Below are 16,083 nucleotides of genomic sequence, written 5' to 3' on the forward strand. Positions count from 1 at the left end.
GCAGATCAGGTAAAAGACTACGTGCGTGTGCTCCACTATGTTCTGCAACTCCAATACCCGGGCTGTGCGAACTGTGCCTTCAGATGTTCGATAAAGAAGCGAATCTTCGCGGGCACCGGACGCTGTTGCGGGTACACCGCGAGGATGTCGTAGTCGGGTAGCGCGAATTCGTCGAGTACGGTGATCAACTCCCCGCTCTCGAGCTGCGGCAGGATCTCCCAGGTCGAACGCCAGCCGAGGCCGAGGCTTTCGCCGGCCCAGCGATGCAGCAACTCGCCGTCGTTGCAATCAAGATTGCCGTTCACGCGCACGGTCACGGTCTTGCCGTTGTCGTTGAAATACCAGCCGCGTTGCTGGCCACCCTGCAGATTGAACGCGAGGCAGTTGTGCCGCTCGAGGTCTTCGAGCGTATGGGGCACGCCATACTTTGCGAAGTACGCGGGCGTGCCGCACACCACGCGCTTGTTCGACGAGAGCTTGATCGCCACGAAGTTGGGATCGATCGCGCCGCCGATGCGAATGCCGACGTCATAGCCCTCACGCACGAGGTCGACCACGCGGTCGGTCAGGTTGAACGAGATCTGTACGTCCGGATTCGCGCGCAGAAATGCGGGCGCGTGCGGGGCCACGTGCTTGCGGCCGAATGCGGCAGGCGCCGAGACGATCAGGTGTCCCGTGGCCTTGTGCCGGCCTTCGGCGATCAGCATCTCGGCACGGTCGAGGTCCGACAGTGCCTTCTTGCATTGCTCCATGAACGCCGCGCCCTGCTCGGTCACGACGATGCGCCGCGTGGATCGGTGTAGCAGCTTGACGCCGATGCGTGCTTCCAGCGCGTTGATGCGGCGCCCGATCATGACCGGGGTCACGTTCTGCGTCAGCGCCGCGGCGGCCATGCTGCCCTGCTCCACCACGGCGATGAATGCCTCGATCTGCTTGAATTTGTCCATGTTGGCCGGCTTGCAGGTTGTCTCCTGCCGGCCATTGTGAAGCATACGCGGCGCCTTGCGCATCCCCCGCTTGCGATGCGGGTCATGTGCGACCGCGCATAGCCAACCTCAGCTTGCCCGGCCCACAGCCTCGTTGATCTCCGCCGCTTCGCCGAGCACGTGGGCAAGCCGGCGCAGCGGACCCGAGCATTGCAGCTGGGCAAACAACGCGAAAGCCGCGCCCGCGACGAGCACCGCGCCATAGACGGCCACCACCTGCTGGATGCCGACGCCCTGACCAGCCGCCTGAGCAGCCGCCTGAGCCGCCGCCTGAGCCGCCGTTTGCCCCGCACCCTGAGCCGCGCCCAGCGCCGCACCCGATACGCCATCGAACAGCACGAATGCGGCCGGCCCCAGCGCCAGCAGCAGCGCGACGGTGCGCGCGGTGCCTTCCCACATCCGCACCTGCAGCACCACGCGGCGCTGACGCGCGCGCAATTGCAGCGGAGGAATGCGCCCCAGTTGCAGCAGCAGCGCGTTCTCGGCAGAGCTCTGCGCGTCGACTCGCCGCGATAACCAGCGCAGCGGATGCCAGAGCGCGTCGCGCCGCTGCGCAATACGCGCGAGCCACGCACCGAGATAGCACGCGGCGCTGGCGGCCAGCGCGACGTGAAATGCCTCCGGCAACCACGTGGGCGGCGGCTGGCGCAGCAGCAGGTGCCAGTACGCGAGCGCGCTGCCAGTGATCACGGTCGGCACCACCGCGGCGATAAACGCGGCCCATAGCACTCGCGCCACCGACACCGCTGGACTGGCGGCAACCGGTGTCGCGACATCCGTGGCGCGGAGCGCTTCAATCAATTCGTACGTGGGCGGCAACCGGGCATACATGGCTGGAATGTGAGCGGAAACAGCGAGTCATCTGGCAACCCGACATTGTGGCGATCATGACGCGCGCCGAACAGCACCAAAGTGGGTCTTCGCACGCTTCCCCCACGTCTTGGGGGGATCGACAGTTTCGTCATTGCATACCTCATCGGTCACATTTATCAACGCCGCCAACTCAATTCCAAACCTGAGGTATCGAATCAATTGATCGTCGTTCCGTTTATCCCAGCCGGCTGCGGGCATAGGATCGACTCCAATCAGAAACCAACCCGGTATTGGAGACAAATCATGCCGAAGATGAGAGCCGTGGACGCCGCGATCGCGGTGCTGGAAAAGGAAGGCATCACCACCGCGTTTGGCGTCCCTGGCGCCGCGATCAACCCGTTCTACTCGGCCATGCGCAAGGCTGGGACGATCAAGCATCTGCTGGCCCGTCACGTCGAAGGCGCCTCGCATATGGCCGAAGGCTATACGCGCGCTGAACCGGGCAACATCGGTTTGTGCGTCGGCACGTCGGGCCCCGCCGGCACCGACATGATCACCGGGCTGTACTCGGCCTGGGCCGACTCCATTCCCATCCTCTGCGTCACGGGCCAGGCGCCGCGCGCGCGGCTGTACAAGGAGGACTTCCAGGCGGTGGATATCGAGTCGATCGCCAAACCCGTGACCAAGTGGGCGGTGACGGTGCGCGAGCCTGCGCTGGTGCCGCAGGTGTTCCAGCAGGCGTTCCACCTGATGCGCTCGGGCCGTCCGGGCCCGGTGCTGATCGATCTGCCGTTCGACGTGCAGGTGGCCGAGATCGAATTCGATCCGGAAACGTACCAACCGCTGCAACCGTACAAGCCGGCTGCCTCGCGTGCGCAGATCGAGAAAGCGATCTCCATGCTCAATGCCGCGGAGCGCCCGCTGATCGTGTGCGGTGGTGGCGTGATCAATGCCAACGCCGACAAGCTGCTCGTCGAGTTCGCCGAGCTGGTCAACGTGCCGGTGGTACCGACGCTGATGGGCTGGGGTGTGCTGGCTGACGACCATCCGCTGCAGGCGGGCATGGTCGGCCTGCAGACCTCGCACCGCTATGGCAATGCCACGATGCTGGCGTCCGACTTCGTGATCGGCATCGGCAATCGCTGGGCCAATCGCCACACGGGCAGCATCGATGTCTACACGAAGGGCCGCAAGTTCGTGCACGTCGATATCGAACCGACGCAGATCGGCCGCGTGTTCGGCCCCGACCTCGGCATCGTGTCCGATGCGAAGGCCGCGCTCGAGCTGTTCGTCGAGGTGGCGCGCGAGATGAAGATGGCGGGCCGCCTGCCCGACCGCAAGGCATGGGTCGCCGACGTGCAGAAGCGCCGCCGCACGATGCATCGCAAGAGCGATTTCGACAACGTGCCGGTCAAGCCGCAACGCGTGTACCGCGAGATGAATCAGTACTTCCCGCGCGACGTGCGTTACGTGTCCACCATTGGCCTGTCGCAGATTGCCGCCGCGCAGTTCCTGTCGGTCAATCAGCCGCGTCACTGGATCAACTGCGGCCAGGCCGGCCCCCTTGGCTGGACCATTCCGGCTGCGATCGGCGTGAAGACCGCATCGCCTGATTCCGATGTGGTGGCCATCTCGGGTGACTACGACTTCCAGTTCATGATCGAAGAACTCGCGGTGGCCGCGCAGTTCAAGGTGCCGTACATCCACGTGGTGGTGAACAACTCGTACCTGGGCCTGATCCGTCAGGCACAGCGCAACTTCGAGATGGACTACTGCGTGCAGCTCGCGTTCGACAACATCAACGCGCCGGAGCTCGAAGGCTATGGTGTCGACCACGTGAAGGTGGTGGAAGGCCTCGGCTGCAAGGCGCTGCGCGTGTTCAAGCCCGAGGACATCGCACCGGCGTTTGCCGAAGCGCGTGACCTGATGGCGGAGTACTCGGTGCCGGTGGTGGTCGAAGTGATCCTCGAACGCGTGACCAATATCGCGATGGGGACCGAGATCGACAACATCAACGAGTTCGAGCCGATCGAGGACATCGAGGAAGCCATCCTGACGGAAGAAGTTGCGACCGAAAGCGCAACCGCCTGAACACGATCAAGAAAAGAGAGGAGAGCCAACGATGCCAAAACTCGCAGCCAATCTCACCATGCTGTTCAACGAAGTGGCGTTTCTCGACCGCTTCGAAGCCGCCGCGCGCGCGGGCTTTCGCGGTGTGGAATTTCTGTTCCCGTACGCGTTTCATGCGGATCAGATCGCCGACCGCCTCAACCGCTTCCAGCTCGATCTGGTGCTGCACAACCTGCCGGCGGGCAAGTGGGAAGCAGGCGAGCGCGGCATCGCGTGCCACCCCGATCGCGTCAGCGAGTTTCGCGATGGTGTGGGTGAGGCGATTCGTTACGCGAAGGTGCTCGGCGTGCGGCAGCTCAACTGCCTCGCTGGCATCGTGCCGCAGGGCGTGCGCCGCGAGAGCGCGAACGAGACGCTCGTCGAGAACCTGCGCTTTGCAGCCAACGCGCTCAAGGCCGAGCAGATCGACCTGCTGATCGAGCCGATCAACACGTTCGACATTCCGGGCTTCATCCTGTCGCGCACGCAACAGGCAGTCGACCTGATCGAACAGGTGAACGCGCCCAACCTTTACGTGCAGTACGACATCTATCACATGCAGCGCATGGAGGGCGAGATCGCCGCGACGATCAAGGCGAACCTGCCGAAAATCCGTCATGTGCAACTGGCGGACAACCCCGGCCGCAACGAGCCCGGCACCGGCGAGATCAACTATCGCTACCTGTTCGGCTTTCTCGACGAGATTGGCTATCAGGGCTGGATCGGCTGCGAGTACAAGCCACGGGCCTCGACGGAGGCTGGCCTGGGCTGGCGCGCCGAGCACAACATCCGCTAACGATTCTGGAACACTGAGGAGACATACATGGCAAACCAACGCAACATCGGCTTCGTCGGCCTGGGCATCATGGGCGCACCGATGGCGGGTCATCTGCGCGCGGCCGGACATACGCTGTTCGTGCACGACGTGAACCCTGCCCCGCAGGCACTCGTGGACGCCGGCGTGACGGTCTGCACGAGCGCTGAGGAAGTGGCCAAGCGCGCGGACATCGTGATCGTGATGGTGCCGGACACGCCGCACGTCGAAGCGGTGCTGTTTGGCGAGCGTGGTATTGCGGCCGCCTACAAGACCGCGGGCAAGGACGCCACGTACGGCAAGATCGTCGTCGACATGAGCTCGATCTCGCCGATCGCGACCAAGGACTTTGCCGCGCGCATCAACAAGCTGGGCGCGTCGTATCTGGACGCGCCGGTGTCGGGCGGTGAAGTCGGCGCGAAGGCGGCGTCGCTGACGATCATGGTTGGCGGTCCCGGTGAAGCGTTCGAGCAGGTGAAGCCGCTGTTCGAGCTGATGGGCAAGAACATCACGCTCGTGGGCGGCAACGGCGATGGGCAGACCACCAAGGTGGCCAACCAGATCATCGTCGCGCTCAATATTCAGGCCGTGGCTGAAGCGTTGCTGTTTGCCTCGAAGGCTGGCGCCGATCCCGCGCGCGTACGTCAGGCGCTGATGGGCGGCTTCGCCTCGTCGCGCATTCTCGAGGTGCATGGCGAGCGCATGGTCAAGCGTACGTTCGACCCGGGCTTCCGCATCGAGCTGCATCAGAAGGACCTGAACCTGGCGCTGCAGGGCGCGAAGGCACTTGGCGTGTCGCTGCCGAACACCTCGGCCGCGCAGGAGTTGTTCAACGCGTGCTCGGCACATGGCTTCGGCAAGCTCGATCACTCGGCACTGTGCCGCGCGATCGAAATCATGTCGAACCACGAGATCGCGAAGAAGGACAAGTAATACCCGCATACCTCCACGCATCATGCCCGCCGCGCGCCGTGATGGCGCGCGGCATTCCGCACCAGGATTCCCCATGTACGCCTCGGACGCCAATGCCGCCAATGTCGCGCTACTGACGCCTGCCCGCCGGTCTACCGTCGACTTTCGCGATGCACGTCAGGCCCGCACGTTGTTACGCGACCTCTTCGATACCGCAGTGGCCGCGGTCAGCGCGAGCCACTGCCTGCCCCCTCATCTGCCAGCGCCCCCGAAGGGCCGCACCGTCGTGATCGGCGCGGGCAAAGCCGCGGCCGCGATGGCGCAGGCCGTGGAAGCGCACTGGCAGGGCCCGCTGTCGGGCCTCGTCGTCACCCGCTACGGCCATGGTGCCGACTGTCGCCGCATCGAGGTGGTCGAGGCCGCGCACCCCGTACCCGATGCAGCGGGCGCGCGCGCCGCGCAACGGATGGTCGAACTCGTGCAGGGCCTGACCGCCGACGACCTCGTACTGTGCCTGATCTCGGGCGGCGGCTCCGCGCTGCTCGCCGCGCCGGCAACAGGGTTGACGCTTGCCGACAAGCAGGCCATCAACAAGGCGCTGCTGCGCAGCGGCGCAAACATCGGCGAGATGAACTGCGTGCGCAAGCATCTGTCCGCGCTCAAGGGTGGACGTCTCGCGCTAGCCTGCGCACCGGCACGCGTGGAAACGCTGTTGATCTCCGATATTCCCGGCGACGATCCGACGCTGATCGCCAGCGGCCCGACATTGCCCGATGCGACCACTTGCGCCGACGCGCTCGCGGTCATCGCCAAGTACGGCATCGAATTGCCAGCGCATGTGCGCGCGCATCTCGAGAGTGGCGCCGGTGAAACGCCGAAACCCGGCGACGCGCGCTTCGATGGACACCGCAACGTCACGCTCGCGACTGCTCAGCAATCGCTCGAAGCCGCGTCTGCTCGCGCGCGTGAACTTGGCCTGCATGCCTACATCCTGTCCGATTGCATCGAGGGCGAAGCACGCGACGTGGCACAGGTACATGCGGCCATCGCGCGCCAGGTGGCTACGCATGGGCAACCATTCGCCAAACCCTGCGTACTGCTGTCCGGTGGCGAGACCACGGTCACGGTGCGTGGCGATGGTCGCGGCGGCCGCAATGCCGAGTTCCTGCTTGCGCTGGCCGTGGCGCTCGATGGCCTGCCCGGCGTGCATGCGCTGGCCGGCGATACCGACGGCATCGATGGCTCCGAGGACAACGCGGGGGCGCTGCTCTCGCCCGACACGCTCACGCGGGCATCGGCATGCGGCCTCTCTGCGCGCGCGCATCTTGCCAACAACGATGGCTATGGATTCTTTGCCGGGCTCGACGACCTGATCGTCACCGGTCCCACCCGCACCAACGTCAACGACTTTCGCGCGATCCTCGTGGTCTGACGCGCATCCCAAGGAGACAACATGAGACGCCAGCGCAAAGCGAAGATCGTCGCCACGCTCGGTCCCGCCAGCAGCGATATCGCGGTAATTCGCGAACTGTTCGAAGCCGGGGCCGATGTATTCCGGCTCAACTTCAGCCATGGCACGCACGACGACCATCGCCAGCGTTACGACGCCGTGCGGCGCGTGGAGGCCGAGACCGGCCGCCCGATCGCGATCCTCGCGGACCTGCAGGGCCCCAAGCTGCGTATCGGCACGTTTGCGGTGGGCAAGGTGGCATTGCGCGCGGGGGACCGCTTCATACTCGATAGCGATCCGACGCCCGGCGATGCGACGCGCGTTTATCTGCCGCATCCCGAGTTGTTTCGCGTGGCCAGTGCGGGGCAGTCGCTGCTGATCGATGACGGCAAGGTACGGCTCGCGATCGAGGCGGTGTCGAGCGGCAGCATCGAGACGCGCGTGGTCAACAATGGCACGCTGTCCGATCGCAAGGGTGTCAACGTGCCCGATGCGGTGATCCCGATTCCCGCGCTGACGGACAAGGATCGCAAGGATCTGGACTTTGCGTTGTCGCTCGGCGCGGACTGGATCGCGCTGTCGTTCGTGCAGCGTCCGTCCGATATCGTCGAAGCGCGCGAGATCATCGGCACGCGCGCGGGCGTGTTGTCGAAGATCGAGAAACCCGCCGCGTTGCAGCAGCTCGATGAAATCGTACGCGTCTCCGATGCAGTGATGGTCGCGCGCGGCGATCTGGGCGTGGAACTGCCGCCCGAGCGCGTGCCCGGCGTGCAGAAGCGCATCCTGCGCGTGTGCCGGCAACTCGGCAAGCCGGTGGTGATCGCCACGCAGATGCTCGAGTCGATGATCGATTCGCCGGTGCCCACGCGCGCGGAAGCGTCGGATGTGGCAAGCGCGATCTACGATGGCGCCGATGCCGTGATGCTGTCGGCTGAATCGGCCAACGGTCGCTATCCGGTGCAGGCCATCGCGATGATGGACCGCATCGCAATGGAGGTCGAACGCGATCCGCTGTATCGCAATCTGCTCGACGCGCAGCACGAGACCCCGCTATCGACGCGGCAGGATGCGATCTGTGCGGCGCTGCGCGAGGTCACGCAAATCATCGGCGCGCGCGCGACCGTCACCTACACGTCGTCGGGTGCCACCGCGCTGCGCGCCGCGCGTGAACGGCCGTGTGCGCCGATCGTGAGCATCACGCCGAATCTCGATATCGCGCGCCGGCTGGCCATCACGTGGGGCGTGCATTCGACCGTGAGCCCCGACGTGCAGAGCGTGGACGAGATGGTGGAGGCCGCCACGCGTGCGGCACTGGTAGAAGGCTATGCCGAGCCCGGCGACCAGATCACGATTGCCGCGGGCATGCCGTTCGGCCAGGGTGGCACGACCAATCTGCTGCGCGTGGCGGAGGTCGGGGCCGTGGCGTCGGAACCCGTCCTGAGCGGCGCGGCGCGCACGCAGGTGCCGCGGGAGACGGCTGGCGTGTGAGACAGCGGCTGACTCCGAACGGGCAGATGCCGTTGCTATACTCCACGGCATTAGCGCCGGCTGCTTGATGGCCGGCGCGCATTCCCGAACTCACGGAGTATTCATGCGTCTCGACGACGAAGCCGAAAGCCAGAATGTGGAGGACCGCCGCGGTGGCGGCTTTGGTGGTGGCGGCGGATTCGGGCTTCCCGTCGGCGGCCGCACGATCGGAATCGGTACGGTTATCGTCGCGCTAGCGGCCTCGTACTTCTTTGGCATCGATCCGTCGCTGATCTTTCAGGGCGCGTCGGTGATCCAGGGCCAGCCGCAGCAACAGCAGCAAGCGCCGCAGCAGCATCGCGCGCCCGCCACCGATCAGCTGACGGTGTTCACCCGCAAGGTGCTCGGCAATACCGAGCGCACATGGGAGCACATCTTCGAGACTGATCTGAACCGGCGTTATGCGCCGCCGACGCTCGTGCTGTTCAGCGGCTCGACGCCGACGGCGTGTGGCACCGGGCAGTCGGCGATGGGACCGTTCTATTGCCCGGGTGACCAGAAGGTGTACATCGACCTCGGGTTCTACAACGAGTTGCGCCAGCGCTTTGGCGCGGGCGGCGACTTTGCGCAGGCGTATGTGATCGCGCACGAGATTGGCCACCATGTGCAGAACCTACTTGGCGTGTCGGCCAAAGTGGATGCCGCGCGGCGCCGCATGAGCGAAGCGCAGGCCAATCAGTTGTCGGTGCGGCTCGAACTGCAGGCCGATTGCCTGGCCGGCGTCTGGGCCGCCACCGCGCAGAAGGCTAATCAGCAACTGCTGGAGCCGGGTGATGTGGAAGAAGGATTGAAGACCGCGGCCGCGATTGGCGACGATCGGCTGCAACGGCAGGCGCAGGGCTATGTGGTGCCGGAAGCGTTCACGCATGGCACGAGCGAGCAGCGCGTGCGCTGGTTACGTCAGGGCCTGACGACCGGCGATATTCGCAAGTGCGACACGTTCGCCGCGCGCCAGCTATAAGTCGGGAACGACAAGGCGGCAGCCGTCAGCAACGCGTGTGCAAATCTGCAGGCGCAGTGCGAATACGAAATACATAGGGGAAAAATCACCTGCCTGGCGGAGAGAGAAGGAGGAGGTCGGCCGGGCAGGTGGGAGAGAAAGCTGCGTGGCGCTGGACGCCACGGATGTCCTCACGGATAGCCGTGAGGACGGTATTCAGACGCGATAGCCGTACAAGTCGCCGTTACGCGAGTTGTCGAGCGTGGATGCCGAGATCTCGCCGCTGAACGTGTGCGTGCCTTCGCCGAACGTGTCGAACTTGCCCTGGCGCAGGCCGTCCGTGAACGGATCGAACTTGTCGCGCTTGGAGCCATCGGTATATACGTCGGCCTTGGCCGCGCGGGAAGCGTCGGCGTAGACATCCATCTTGCCAACCTTCTTGGTGGCGGGAGCGGCGAATGCGCTGGCCGAGGCGACGAATGCCGCTACGACGAGGGCACCGCCAAGCATGCGTTTGGCGATCATTTTTGGGACTCCTTCAACTGTATGTGACCTGCTTTGGGTGCCCGGCAATCTCTGCTGGGCTATCGGCCATCTTCGTGGCGACGCAGGCACAGGCTGAAGAGTAGAAGGTTCGTCCGCAAGGAGAAATACCGCTGCGACGAATGGTGCGTTGCACGCCGTGAAACGCTGGACGCGTTGACGAACGGAGCACGCCGTGGTTCAGATCGCGTCAGTGGCTATGCGCCTGACCCGGTACGTGACTCGACGCATGACACTCACAGGGTGCGCCCTCGGCTGCCTGCTGCAGGTTCTGCAGGATGCCGCACTCGCTGGCGGGATGAGGCGTCTCGCACGTCTCGCGTAACGCGCGTAGCTGTCCCTCGAGCGCTTCGAGCGCCATGCGCTGGGCGTGAATCTGGTCGATCTGCCGATCCAGCAGATGATTGATGTCGTCGCAGGCCAGCGACGGATTGCGCTGAAAATCGCGTAGCCGGCGCACATCGGAGAGGCTCATGCCGAGCGAACGGCAATGGCGCACGAAATTCAGCTGCACCAGATGGCCATCGACATAGCGGCGGTAGCCGTTGTCTTCTCGCTGCGGCGCGTCCAGCAAACCTTCCCGCTCGTAGTACCGAATGGTTTCGATGTCGCAACCACTATGGCGCGACAGTTCGCCGATACGCATGACAGGCTCCTCACGACAGCCCTGTAGTCGTTACAGGGTTTTGCTAGTGTAGGGCAACGCGGGAAGCCCTGTTGGCGTCAGGGGTTTTGACTGGCCGGTCCGCGCGCCTCGTCACGGACATGATGCGCGACCGGCGCCAGCGCGGCGACGATGATCTCGACGCCGCGCTCGGGCTGCGCCTCGCCGCACATAAAGATATCCACAGCCGCGAAGCCGTACTCGGGCCAGGTATGGATACTGATATGGGACTCGCGCAGCAGCAGTACCCCGGTGACACCGAGCCCCGGCCCGAAATGCTGGAAGCGCGAGGCGATCGGCGTGGCCCCGGCGGCTTGTGCGGCGTCATGCAGCACGCGCTCGATCCGCGCGGCATCGGTCAGCACCGCTGCCGCCACGCCCTGCAGGTCCAGCAGCAGATGGCGACCCAATACAGGCGGACAGGGCAACATGGGAGCGTTCACTTGTGGCCGCCTCCGGACGACCAGCCGCTGCCACTCGAACCGCCCCAGCCACGCGATGACGTACCGGACGTACCGCTGCCGCCGCCGTAAGACTTGTAGGTGTACACGGTTGTGCCGAGCAGCACGATCATGGCGTACACAAGAAACAGAATCCGCATCCCTCAGTCCTCGTCCCCGCGGCCGGACCCGCTGTAATGCCGCACGATCCAGATCGGCGCCCATAGCGCCAGCGTCCCGTAGATCAAGCCGTCCCAGTCCTCGTGGCCGACCAACACCATCGGCAGATTCAGCAGCCACAGCACGATCACGAAACCCCATGCCGCGCGCGTGCAGTACCCAAGGTCATCGACCGGCCCGGCATTCCGGTTCTGCTCGGGCAGCTTCGCCGCCTCGACCAGCGCCTTGTTGTCCTTGAACCATTGCGAGACCTGCGTGCGCGAAACCGTGGTCGACAGCGTCCACACGATCTCGGTCTCGCTGGTCTCCTGCGTCAGCCGCCGCGCGGGCGAGCCGTACTCGGTCAGCCGGATCTTGTCGCCAGCCTGCACGCGCCAGTTGAACGTGCCGGCTGCGTACAGCACCTCGCTGTCGTATTCGAAGCCCTTGCGGTATGGCCTGTTCTCGAACGTGATCTCGTTCGCGCCGCTCTGGCGCGGCCAGACGTCGAGCACGCGCACGCGGTCCCAGCCGCTGTCCTGCTCGACCAGCCACAGCAGCCCGGCGTCCTCGTTGAACAGCAGGTACTCGACCCACGTCGACGTTTCCTCGTCGTCGTTGTCGGTGCATTGCAGCAGGCCGAGCACCGTGTACCGCTTGCCATCGATGGTGCCGACCTCGCCGGGCGTGAGGCTCGTGCGCAGCGCCTCCACCTCTGTGTGCTTCGCCAGCACGAGCGCCGTCGACGTGGTGCAGTCCACCTCGCTGTGGCAGCTCGGGCAGATCACGAAGCTCGCCATGCCGGCGCGGTAGGCGATCGGGCTGCCGCAGTGCGGACAGCCGAGCGGCACCGCCTTGCCGCGATAACGGTCCGCGGTGCGGCCAATCTCGTCGGCCTCGCGCAGCAGCTGGCATTGCAGTTGCGCGAGCGTGACCAGTTCGCCCTGATACACCGTTGGCGTTTCACCATCGGCGTAGTCGAGGGTCAGAAAGCGGCCTTCATAGCGGAAGTCGGCGACCTGCGCGGTCCAGCCGGCGCCGACTGCAAACGGCAATTCGCCCTGCCCGCCGGTGCAGCGCGCGGTGCGGACATCGCCGGCCACGAATGGTTTGCTCTCGTAGAGCAGTTGCACGCCGGGCCGCAGCCGCGCAAATGGAGGCAGTGGATCCGCAACGGCTTGAGCCGCCTGCTCCGTCGGCACGCGGCGCGACAGCATGTACTGGCCTGACGCATCGGCCAGCCAGCCATCGGTGCCGTCATCGAACAGGACGTACCACTCGTTCCACAGCCCCGCGTCATAGCGCAGCTGGATCCGGCCGATCACTGTGAAGCTTTGACCCTGCCAACGCCCGCTCGTATGGATCTGCAACGGCGTGTAGTCCTCGAGCACGGCCGACATCTTGCCGATGTCGCGCACCGAGTCGGCATCCCTGAGCAACGTGGTCTGGCAATAGTCGCAGACCGCCATGACCGCGGCGGACGAACGAAAGCTGACCTCCGCGCCGCAGCCCGGACAGTTGACCGTTTGCATGCGGACCTATCAGCCCACCAGCTTCCTGAGGATCTCGGCCTTGGCGGCGTCGAACTCCGTCTGCGTGACGAGGCCCTTGTCGAGCAGCTCTTTCAGCTTCTGCAATCGGGCGGCAGGATCGTCGGCCGCAGGCGCAGGAGCCGCGGTGCCCGCGACCGCTCCTGTCGCACCAGCGGCCGGTGGCACCGCAGGGGCGGGTACGCCCGGAATGCCCAGCGCACCGGCCACACCCAGGCCACCCGCCATTGCCTGGCCCATCACCGCACCGGCGGCGAGGCTGGCGCCAAGGCCGGCCACGCCGCCCTCGTTCTGTGCCGCCAGCGGGATCGAGCTCGCCACCTGATACTGCGTGTAGCGCGACATATCGCCCATCATGCCCATCGAGATGCGCGTGTCGATGGCCTTCTGCAGTTCCTCTGGCAGCGAGACATTGGTCACCGCGAAATTATCGAGCGCCACGCCGTAGCGCGCGAACTCGGGCGCCAGCTTGTCGCGGATGGTCTGCGACATCAGCCCCTGGTTCGCGGCCATGTCGAGGAACGGTACCGACGACGCGCCAAGCGTGGTCGTCATCGTCGCGATCAACAGGTTGCGCAGTTGCTCTTCCACTTCGTCGCGCGTGTACGACGCGCGCGTGCCGCTGATCTCGCTATAGAACCTGGCCGGGTCGGACACCTTGTACGAGTACAGCCCGAACGCGCGCAGCCGCACCATGCCGAAGTCCGCGTCGCGGATCGTGATGGCCTGCGACGTGCCCCACTTGCGACCGATCTGCAGACGCGTGCTGAAGAAGTAGACGTCCGATTTGAACGGCGATTCGAACAGCTTGTCCCAGTTCTTCAGGTAAGTGAGTACTGGCAGCGTCTGGGTGGTCAGCTTGTACATGCCGGGACCGAACACATCCGCGATCTTGCCCTCGTTCACGAACACCGCCATCTGCGATTCCCGCACGGTCAGGCTGCCGCCGTACTGGATCTCCATGTCCTCCATCGGGTGGCGCCATGCGAGCACACCATCCGTGTCCTCGGTCCACTGGATGATGTCGATGAACTGCTTCTTGATGAATGACCCGATGCTCATGTTCGCTCCTTGGGGGCGGTATCGTATGTATCAGGAGAGGCAGGCGGCGTTGAGCACGCCCACCGTCACCGAGAGCGTGCCCATCAGGCCGCCCATCGCGATGTTGTTCGATTCGATCGCGGCGTTCATGTCCGGCAGCGCGCGCGTGAGCGCGGCGTAGACCAGCGCCTGCACGACCATCGCGCCAAGCGCCCACAGCAGAAACATCATGAAGCTGTCGTTGTGCTGGATGCTCGAGGACAGCGTGAAGCAAAAGCCGAGCGTGCTGCCGCCGAGCGACAGCGCGGCCGCCATGTTGCCCTTGCGGATCAACGTGAACTCATGAAACGGCGTGATCCTGGTGTAGACTCCGACGAACACGGCGAGCAGCACCAGGCTGGCCAGCAGGTGCGTCGCGTAAGCGAAAATCGAGGCAGTGATCGGTTGCATGGATGCCGCGTCCCTCGTGGTTTGTGGCCTCGGTATTAGTCGTATTTGTCCGGCAATGTGCGGGCCAAGTATAAACGCGAACCCATCGTCTCAAAACCCCCCATTGACCACCCCACGACGGGCTTTTCACAAGCCCTATAGCCGCAGCCACGCCGCCCGATGCGCGACCGTACCCTCGTTCTTTCCGTCCTGATCGTCGCCTCGTGCGGACTCGGCTACGAGCTGATTGCCGGCGCGCTGTCCAGCTACCTGCTCGGCGATTCCATCCTGCAGTTCTCCTCGATCATCGGCTGCTATCTGTTCGCGATGGGCGTAGGTTCCTGGCTGTCGCGCTACGTCAAGGATGAGGATGTACTCGCGCGCTTCATCGACATCGAGATCCTGGTCGGGCTGCTCGGCGGCATCTCGGCCGCGCTGCTGTTCGTGGTGTTCGCATGGCTGTCCGCACCGTTCCGCACCGCGCTCTATGCGCTGGTGTTCGTGATCGGCGTGCTGGTGGGTATGGAGATTCCGCTGGTCATGCGCATCCTCAACGCGCGACGGGCCGCATTCAGTGAGCTGGTGAGTCGCGTGCTCACGTTCGACTACCTTGGCGCGCTGGCGGTGTCGCTGGTGTTTCCGCTGGTGTTGGCGCCCCGACTGGGGCTGTCGCGCACGGGCTTTCTGTTCGGCATGCTGAACGTGGCGGTGGCGCTGTTCACGCTGCGGATCTTCCGCGCCGAGCTCACGCAGGTGCCGGCGCGCATGCTGCGCGCGGGCATCGTGCTGGCCGTGCTCACCGCTGGCTTTGCCAGCTCCTCGCACCTGACGCACTGGGCCGAGCGCGGCATGTTCGGCGACGAGATTATCCACAGCGAGACCACGCCGTACCAGCGGCTGGTGATCACGCGATGGAAGGATGATCTGCGGCTCTATATCAACGGCAACCTTCAGTTCTCGTCGCGCGACGAGCATCGTTATCACGAGGCGCTCGTGCATCCGGTGCTGCAGGCGCTGCCGTGGGCGCGCCGCGTGCTTGTGATCGGTGGCGGCGATGGGCTCGCACTGCGCGAAGTGCTCAAGTATCAGGGGATCGAGCATGTGACGCTGGTCGACCTCGACCCTGCCATGACCACGCTGTTCTCGCGCAGCGAACCGCTACGCGCGCTGAATCAGGGTTCGCTGACCGATCGACGCGTGACCGTGGTCAATGCCGATGCCGCGCAATGGCTCGAGCAGAACACGGATAGCTTCGACGCGATCATCGTCGATCTGCCAGACCCGTCCAACTTTGGCCTTGGCAAACTCTACTCGGTGCCGATGTACCGGCTGCTGTCGCGCCATCTGGCCGAGAAGGGCTATGCGGTCGTGCAATCGACGTCGCCGTACTACGCGCCGCGTTCGTTCTGGGACATCAACGCGACGCTGCGCGAGGCGGGACTGCATACGTGGCCGTATCACGCCTATGTGCCGTCGTTTGGCGAATGGGGCTTTATCCTCGCCGGCAAACGCGGCGACTATTCGCCGCCGACGCACTATGACGTGCCGATGAAGTTCCTCGACGCGGACAGCACCGCGCTGATGTTCCGCTTTCCCGCGGACATGGCGCCGCGCGACGGCATGGCCAACCGGCTCAACGAGCAGACGCTCGTGCATGACTTCGAGCAGGACTGGCGCAACGTGATTCGCTGACGATCGGCCACGCG

Annotated in this window: 16 protein-coding genes; 7 read left to right on the top strand and 9 right to left on the bottom strand. The window is 64.9% G+C overall.

Features of this window, described 5'->3' with window-relative positions; all coding sequences use genetic code 11:
• Window positions 1–35: 35 nt before the first annotated feature.
• Both LDO41_RS15740 and LDO41_RS15745 read right to left on the bottom strand, forming a co-directional pair.
• Window positions 36–947: a LysR family transcriptional regulator gene (locus LDO41_RS15740; RefSeq protein ID WP_223989781.1), complete on the bottom strand. Its 912-nt coding sequence runs from the start codon at window positions 945–947 to the stop codon at window positions 36–38.
• Window positions 948–1,055: 108 nt separating this feature from the next.
• Window positions 1,056–1,817: a hypothetical protein gene (locus LDO41_RS15745; RefSeq protein WP_223989783.1), complete on the bottom strand. Its 762-nt coding sequence runs from the start codon at window positions 1,815–1,817 to the stop codon at window positions 1,056–1,058.
• Window positions 1,818–2,102: 285 nt separating this feature from the next.
• On the opposite strand from LDO41_RS15745, the gene gcl reads away from it, so the two are divergent.
• The 6 genes from gcl (at window position 2,103) to ypfJ (ending at window position 9,572) form a co-directional block, all read left to right on the top strand.
• A complete protein-coding gene (gene gcl, locus LDO41_RS15750) occupies window positions 2,103–3,890 on the top strand; it encodes a glyoxylate carboligase (RefSeq protein WP_223989785.1) in 1,788 nt (595 codons plus the stop codon).
• 31 nt (window positions 3,891–3,921) lie between these two features.
• Complete coding sequence (gene hyi / locus LDO41_RS15755) at window positions 3,922–4,704, top strand: hydroxypyruvate isomerase (RefSeq protein WP_223989787.1); 783 nt, start codon at window positions 3,922–3,924, stop codon at window positions 4,702–4,704.
• A gap of 27 nt (window positions 4,705–4,731) precedes the next feature.
• Window positions 4,732–5,655 (top strand): 2-hydroxy-3-oxopropionate reductase, encoded by a 924-nt coding sequence (locus LDO41_RS15760; RefSeq protein WP_223989789.1) that lies wholly within the window; start codon window positions 4,732–4,734, stop codon window positions 5,653–5,655.
• Window positions 5,656–5,728: 73 nt separating this feature from the next.
• Entirely contained in the window at window positions 5,729–7,066 is a 1,338-nt protein-coding gene (locus LDO41_RS15765; RefSeq protein ID WP_223989791.1) for a glycerate kinase type-2 family protein, read from the top strand.
• Between the two features lie 21 nt (window positions 7,067–7,087).
• Entirely contained in the window at window positions 7,088–8,572 is a 1,485-nt protein-coding gene (gene pyk / locus LDO41_RS15770) for a pyruvate kinase (RefSeq protein ID WP_223989793.1), read from the top strand.
• Between the two features lie 103 nt (window positions 8,573–8,675).
• Complete coding sequence (gene ypfJ, locus LDO41_RS15775; protein WP_223989795.1) at window positions 8,676–9,572, top strand: KPN_02809 family neutral zinc metallopeptidase; 897 nt, start codon at window positions 8,676–8,678, stop codon at window positions 9,570–9,572.
• A gap of 195 nt (window positions 9,573–9,767) precedes the next feature.
• Here ypfJ and LDO41_RS15780 read toward each other — a convergent pair whose 3' ends face one another.
• The 7 genes from LDO41_RS15780 to LDO41_RS15810 all read right to left on the bottom strand — a co-directional run bounded on the left by LDO41_RS15780 (window position 9,768) and on the right by LDO41_RS15810 (window position 14,398).
• Window positions 9,768–10,076, bottom strand: a complete 309-nt coding sequence (locus LDO41_RS15780) for a hypothetical protein (RefSeq protein ID WP_223989797.1) — start codon at window positions 10,074–10,076, stop codon at window positions 9,768–9,770.
• 208 nt (window positions 10,077–10,284) lie between these two features.
• Window positions 10,285–10,740, bottom strand: a complete 456-nt coding sequence (locus LDO41_RS15785; protein WP_223989799.1) for a Cd(II)/Pb(II)-responsive transcriptional regulator — start codon at window positions 10,738–10,740, stop codon at window positions 10,285–10,287.
• 77 nt (window positions 10,741–10,817) lie between these two features.
• Window positions 10,818–11,201: an adenosylmethionine decarboxylase gene (speD, locus tag LDO41_RS15790; RefSeq protein ID WP_223989801.1), complete on the bottom strand. Its 384-nt coding sequence runs from the start codon at window positions 11,199–11,201 to the stop codon at window positions 10,818–10,820.
• Window positions 11,198–11,359 (bottom strand): hypothetical protein, encoded by a 162-nt coding sequence (locus tag LDO41_RS15795; RefSeq protein WP_223989803.1) that lies wholly within the window; start codon window positions 11,357–11,359, stop codon window positions 11,198–11,200. The genes speD and LDO41_RS15795 overlap by 4 nt, the downstream gene beginning before the upstream one ends.
• 3 nt (window positions 11,360–11,362) lie before the next feature.
• Entirely contained in the window at window positions 11,363–12,889 is a 1,527-nt protein-coding gene (locus tag LDO41_RS15800; protein WP_223989805.1) for a DUF4178 domain-containing protein, read from the bottom strand.
• Window positions 12,890–12,898: 9 nt separating this feature from the next.
• Window positions 12,899–13,969, bottom strand: a complete 1,071-nt coding sequence (locus tag LDO41_RS15805; protein WP_223989807.1) for an SPFH domain-containing protein — start codon at window positions 13,967–13,969, stop codon at window positions 12,899–12,901.
• Between the two features lie 30 nt (window positions 13,970–13,999).
• A complete protein-coding gene (locus LDO41_RS15810; protein ID WP_223989809.1) occupies window positions 14,000–14,398 on the bottom strand; it encodes a DUF350 domain-containing protein in 399 nt (132 codons plus the stop codon).
• Between the two features lie 159 nt (window positions 14,399–14,557).
• On the opposite strand from LDO41_RS15810, the gene LDO41_RS15815 reads away from it, so the two are divergent.
• Window positions 14,558–16,069 carry a polyamine aminopropyltransferase gene (locus tag LDO41_RS15815; protein WP_223989811.1) on the top strand — a complete coding sequence of 504 codons (1,512 nt, stop codon included), beginning with the start codon at window positions 14,558–14,560 and terminating at the stop codon, window positions 16,067–16,069.
• Window positions 16,070–16,083 lie beyond the last annotated feature (14 nt).

Source organism: Cupriavidus pampae (genome assembly GCF_914271485.1).
Taxonomy (GTDB): Bacteria; Pseudomonadota; Gammaproteobacteria; order Burkholderiales; family Burkholderiaceae; genus Cupriavidus; species Cupriavidus pampae.

Excerpts from the sequence above, each read along its gene's own strand:
- LDO41_RS15805 (WP_223989807.1), bottom strand. The coding sequence starts at position 13,969 with ATGAGCATCGGGTCATTCATCAAGAAGCAGTTCATCGACATCATCCAG.
- hyi (WP_223989787.1), top strand. The coding sequence starts at position 3,922 with ATGCCAAAACTCGCAGCCAATCTCACCATGCTGTTCAACGAAGTGGCG.
- LDO41_RS15815 (WP_223989811.1), top strand. The coding sequence starts at position 14,558 with ATGCGCGACCGTACCCTCGTTCTTTCCGTCCTGATCGTCGCCTCGTGC.
- LDO41_RS15800 (WP_223989805.1), bottom strand. The coding sequence starts at position 12,889 with ATGCAAACGGTCAACTGTCCGGGCTGCGGCGCGGAGGTCAGCTTTCGT.
- LDO41_RS15795 (WP_223989803.1), bottom strand. The coding sequence starts at position 11,359 with ATGCGGATTCTGTTTCTTGTGTACGCCATGATCGTGCTGCTCGGCACA.
- pyk (WP_223989793.1), top strand. The coding sequence starts at position 7,088 with ATGAGACGCCAGCGCAAAGCGAAGATCGTCGCCACGCTCGGTCCCGCC.
- ypfJ (WP_223989795.1), top strand. The coding sequence starts at position 8,676 with ATGCGTCTCGACGACGAAGCCGAAAGCCAGAATGTGGAGGACCGCCGC.
- LDO41_RS15765 (WP_223989791.1), top strand. The coding sequence starts at position 5,729 with ATGTACGCCTCGGACGCCAATGCCGCCAATGTCGCGCTACTGACGCCT.
- LDO41_RS15760 (WP_223989789.1), top strand. The coding sequence starts at position 4,732 with ATGGCAAACCAACGCAACATCGGCTTCGTCGGCCTGGGCATCATGGGC.
- LDO41_RS15745 (WP_223989783.1), bottom strand. The coding sequence starts at position 1,817 with ATGTATGCCCGGTTGCCGCCCACGTACGAATTGATTGAAGCGCTCCGC.
- gcl (WP_223989785.1), top strand. The coding sequence starts at position 2,103 with ATGCCGAAGATGAGAGCCGTGGACGCCGCGATCGCGGTGCTGGAAAAG.
- LDO41_RS15810 (WP_223989809.1), bottom strand. The coding sequence starts at position 14,398 with ATGCAACCGATCACTGCCTCGATTTTCGCTTACGCGACGCACCTGCTG.
- LDO41_RS15740 (WP_223989781.1), bottom strand. The coding sequence starts at position 947 with ATGGACAAATTCAAGCAGATCGAGGCATTCATCGCCGTGGTGGAGCAG.
- LDO41_RS15780 (WP_223989797.1), bottom strand. The coding sequence starts at position 10,076 with ATGATCGCCAAACGCATGCTTGGCGGTGCCCTCGTCGTAGCGGCATTC.
- LDO41_RS15785 (WP_223989799.1), bottom strand. The coding sequence starts at position 10,740 with ATGCGTATCGGCGAACTGTCGCGCCATAGTGGTTGCGACATCGAAACC.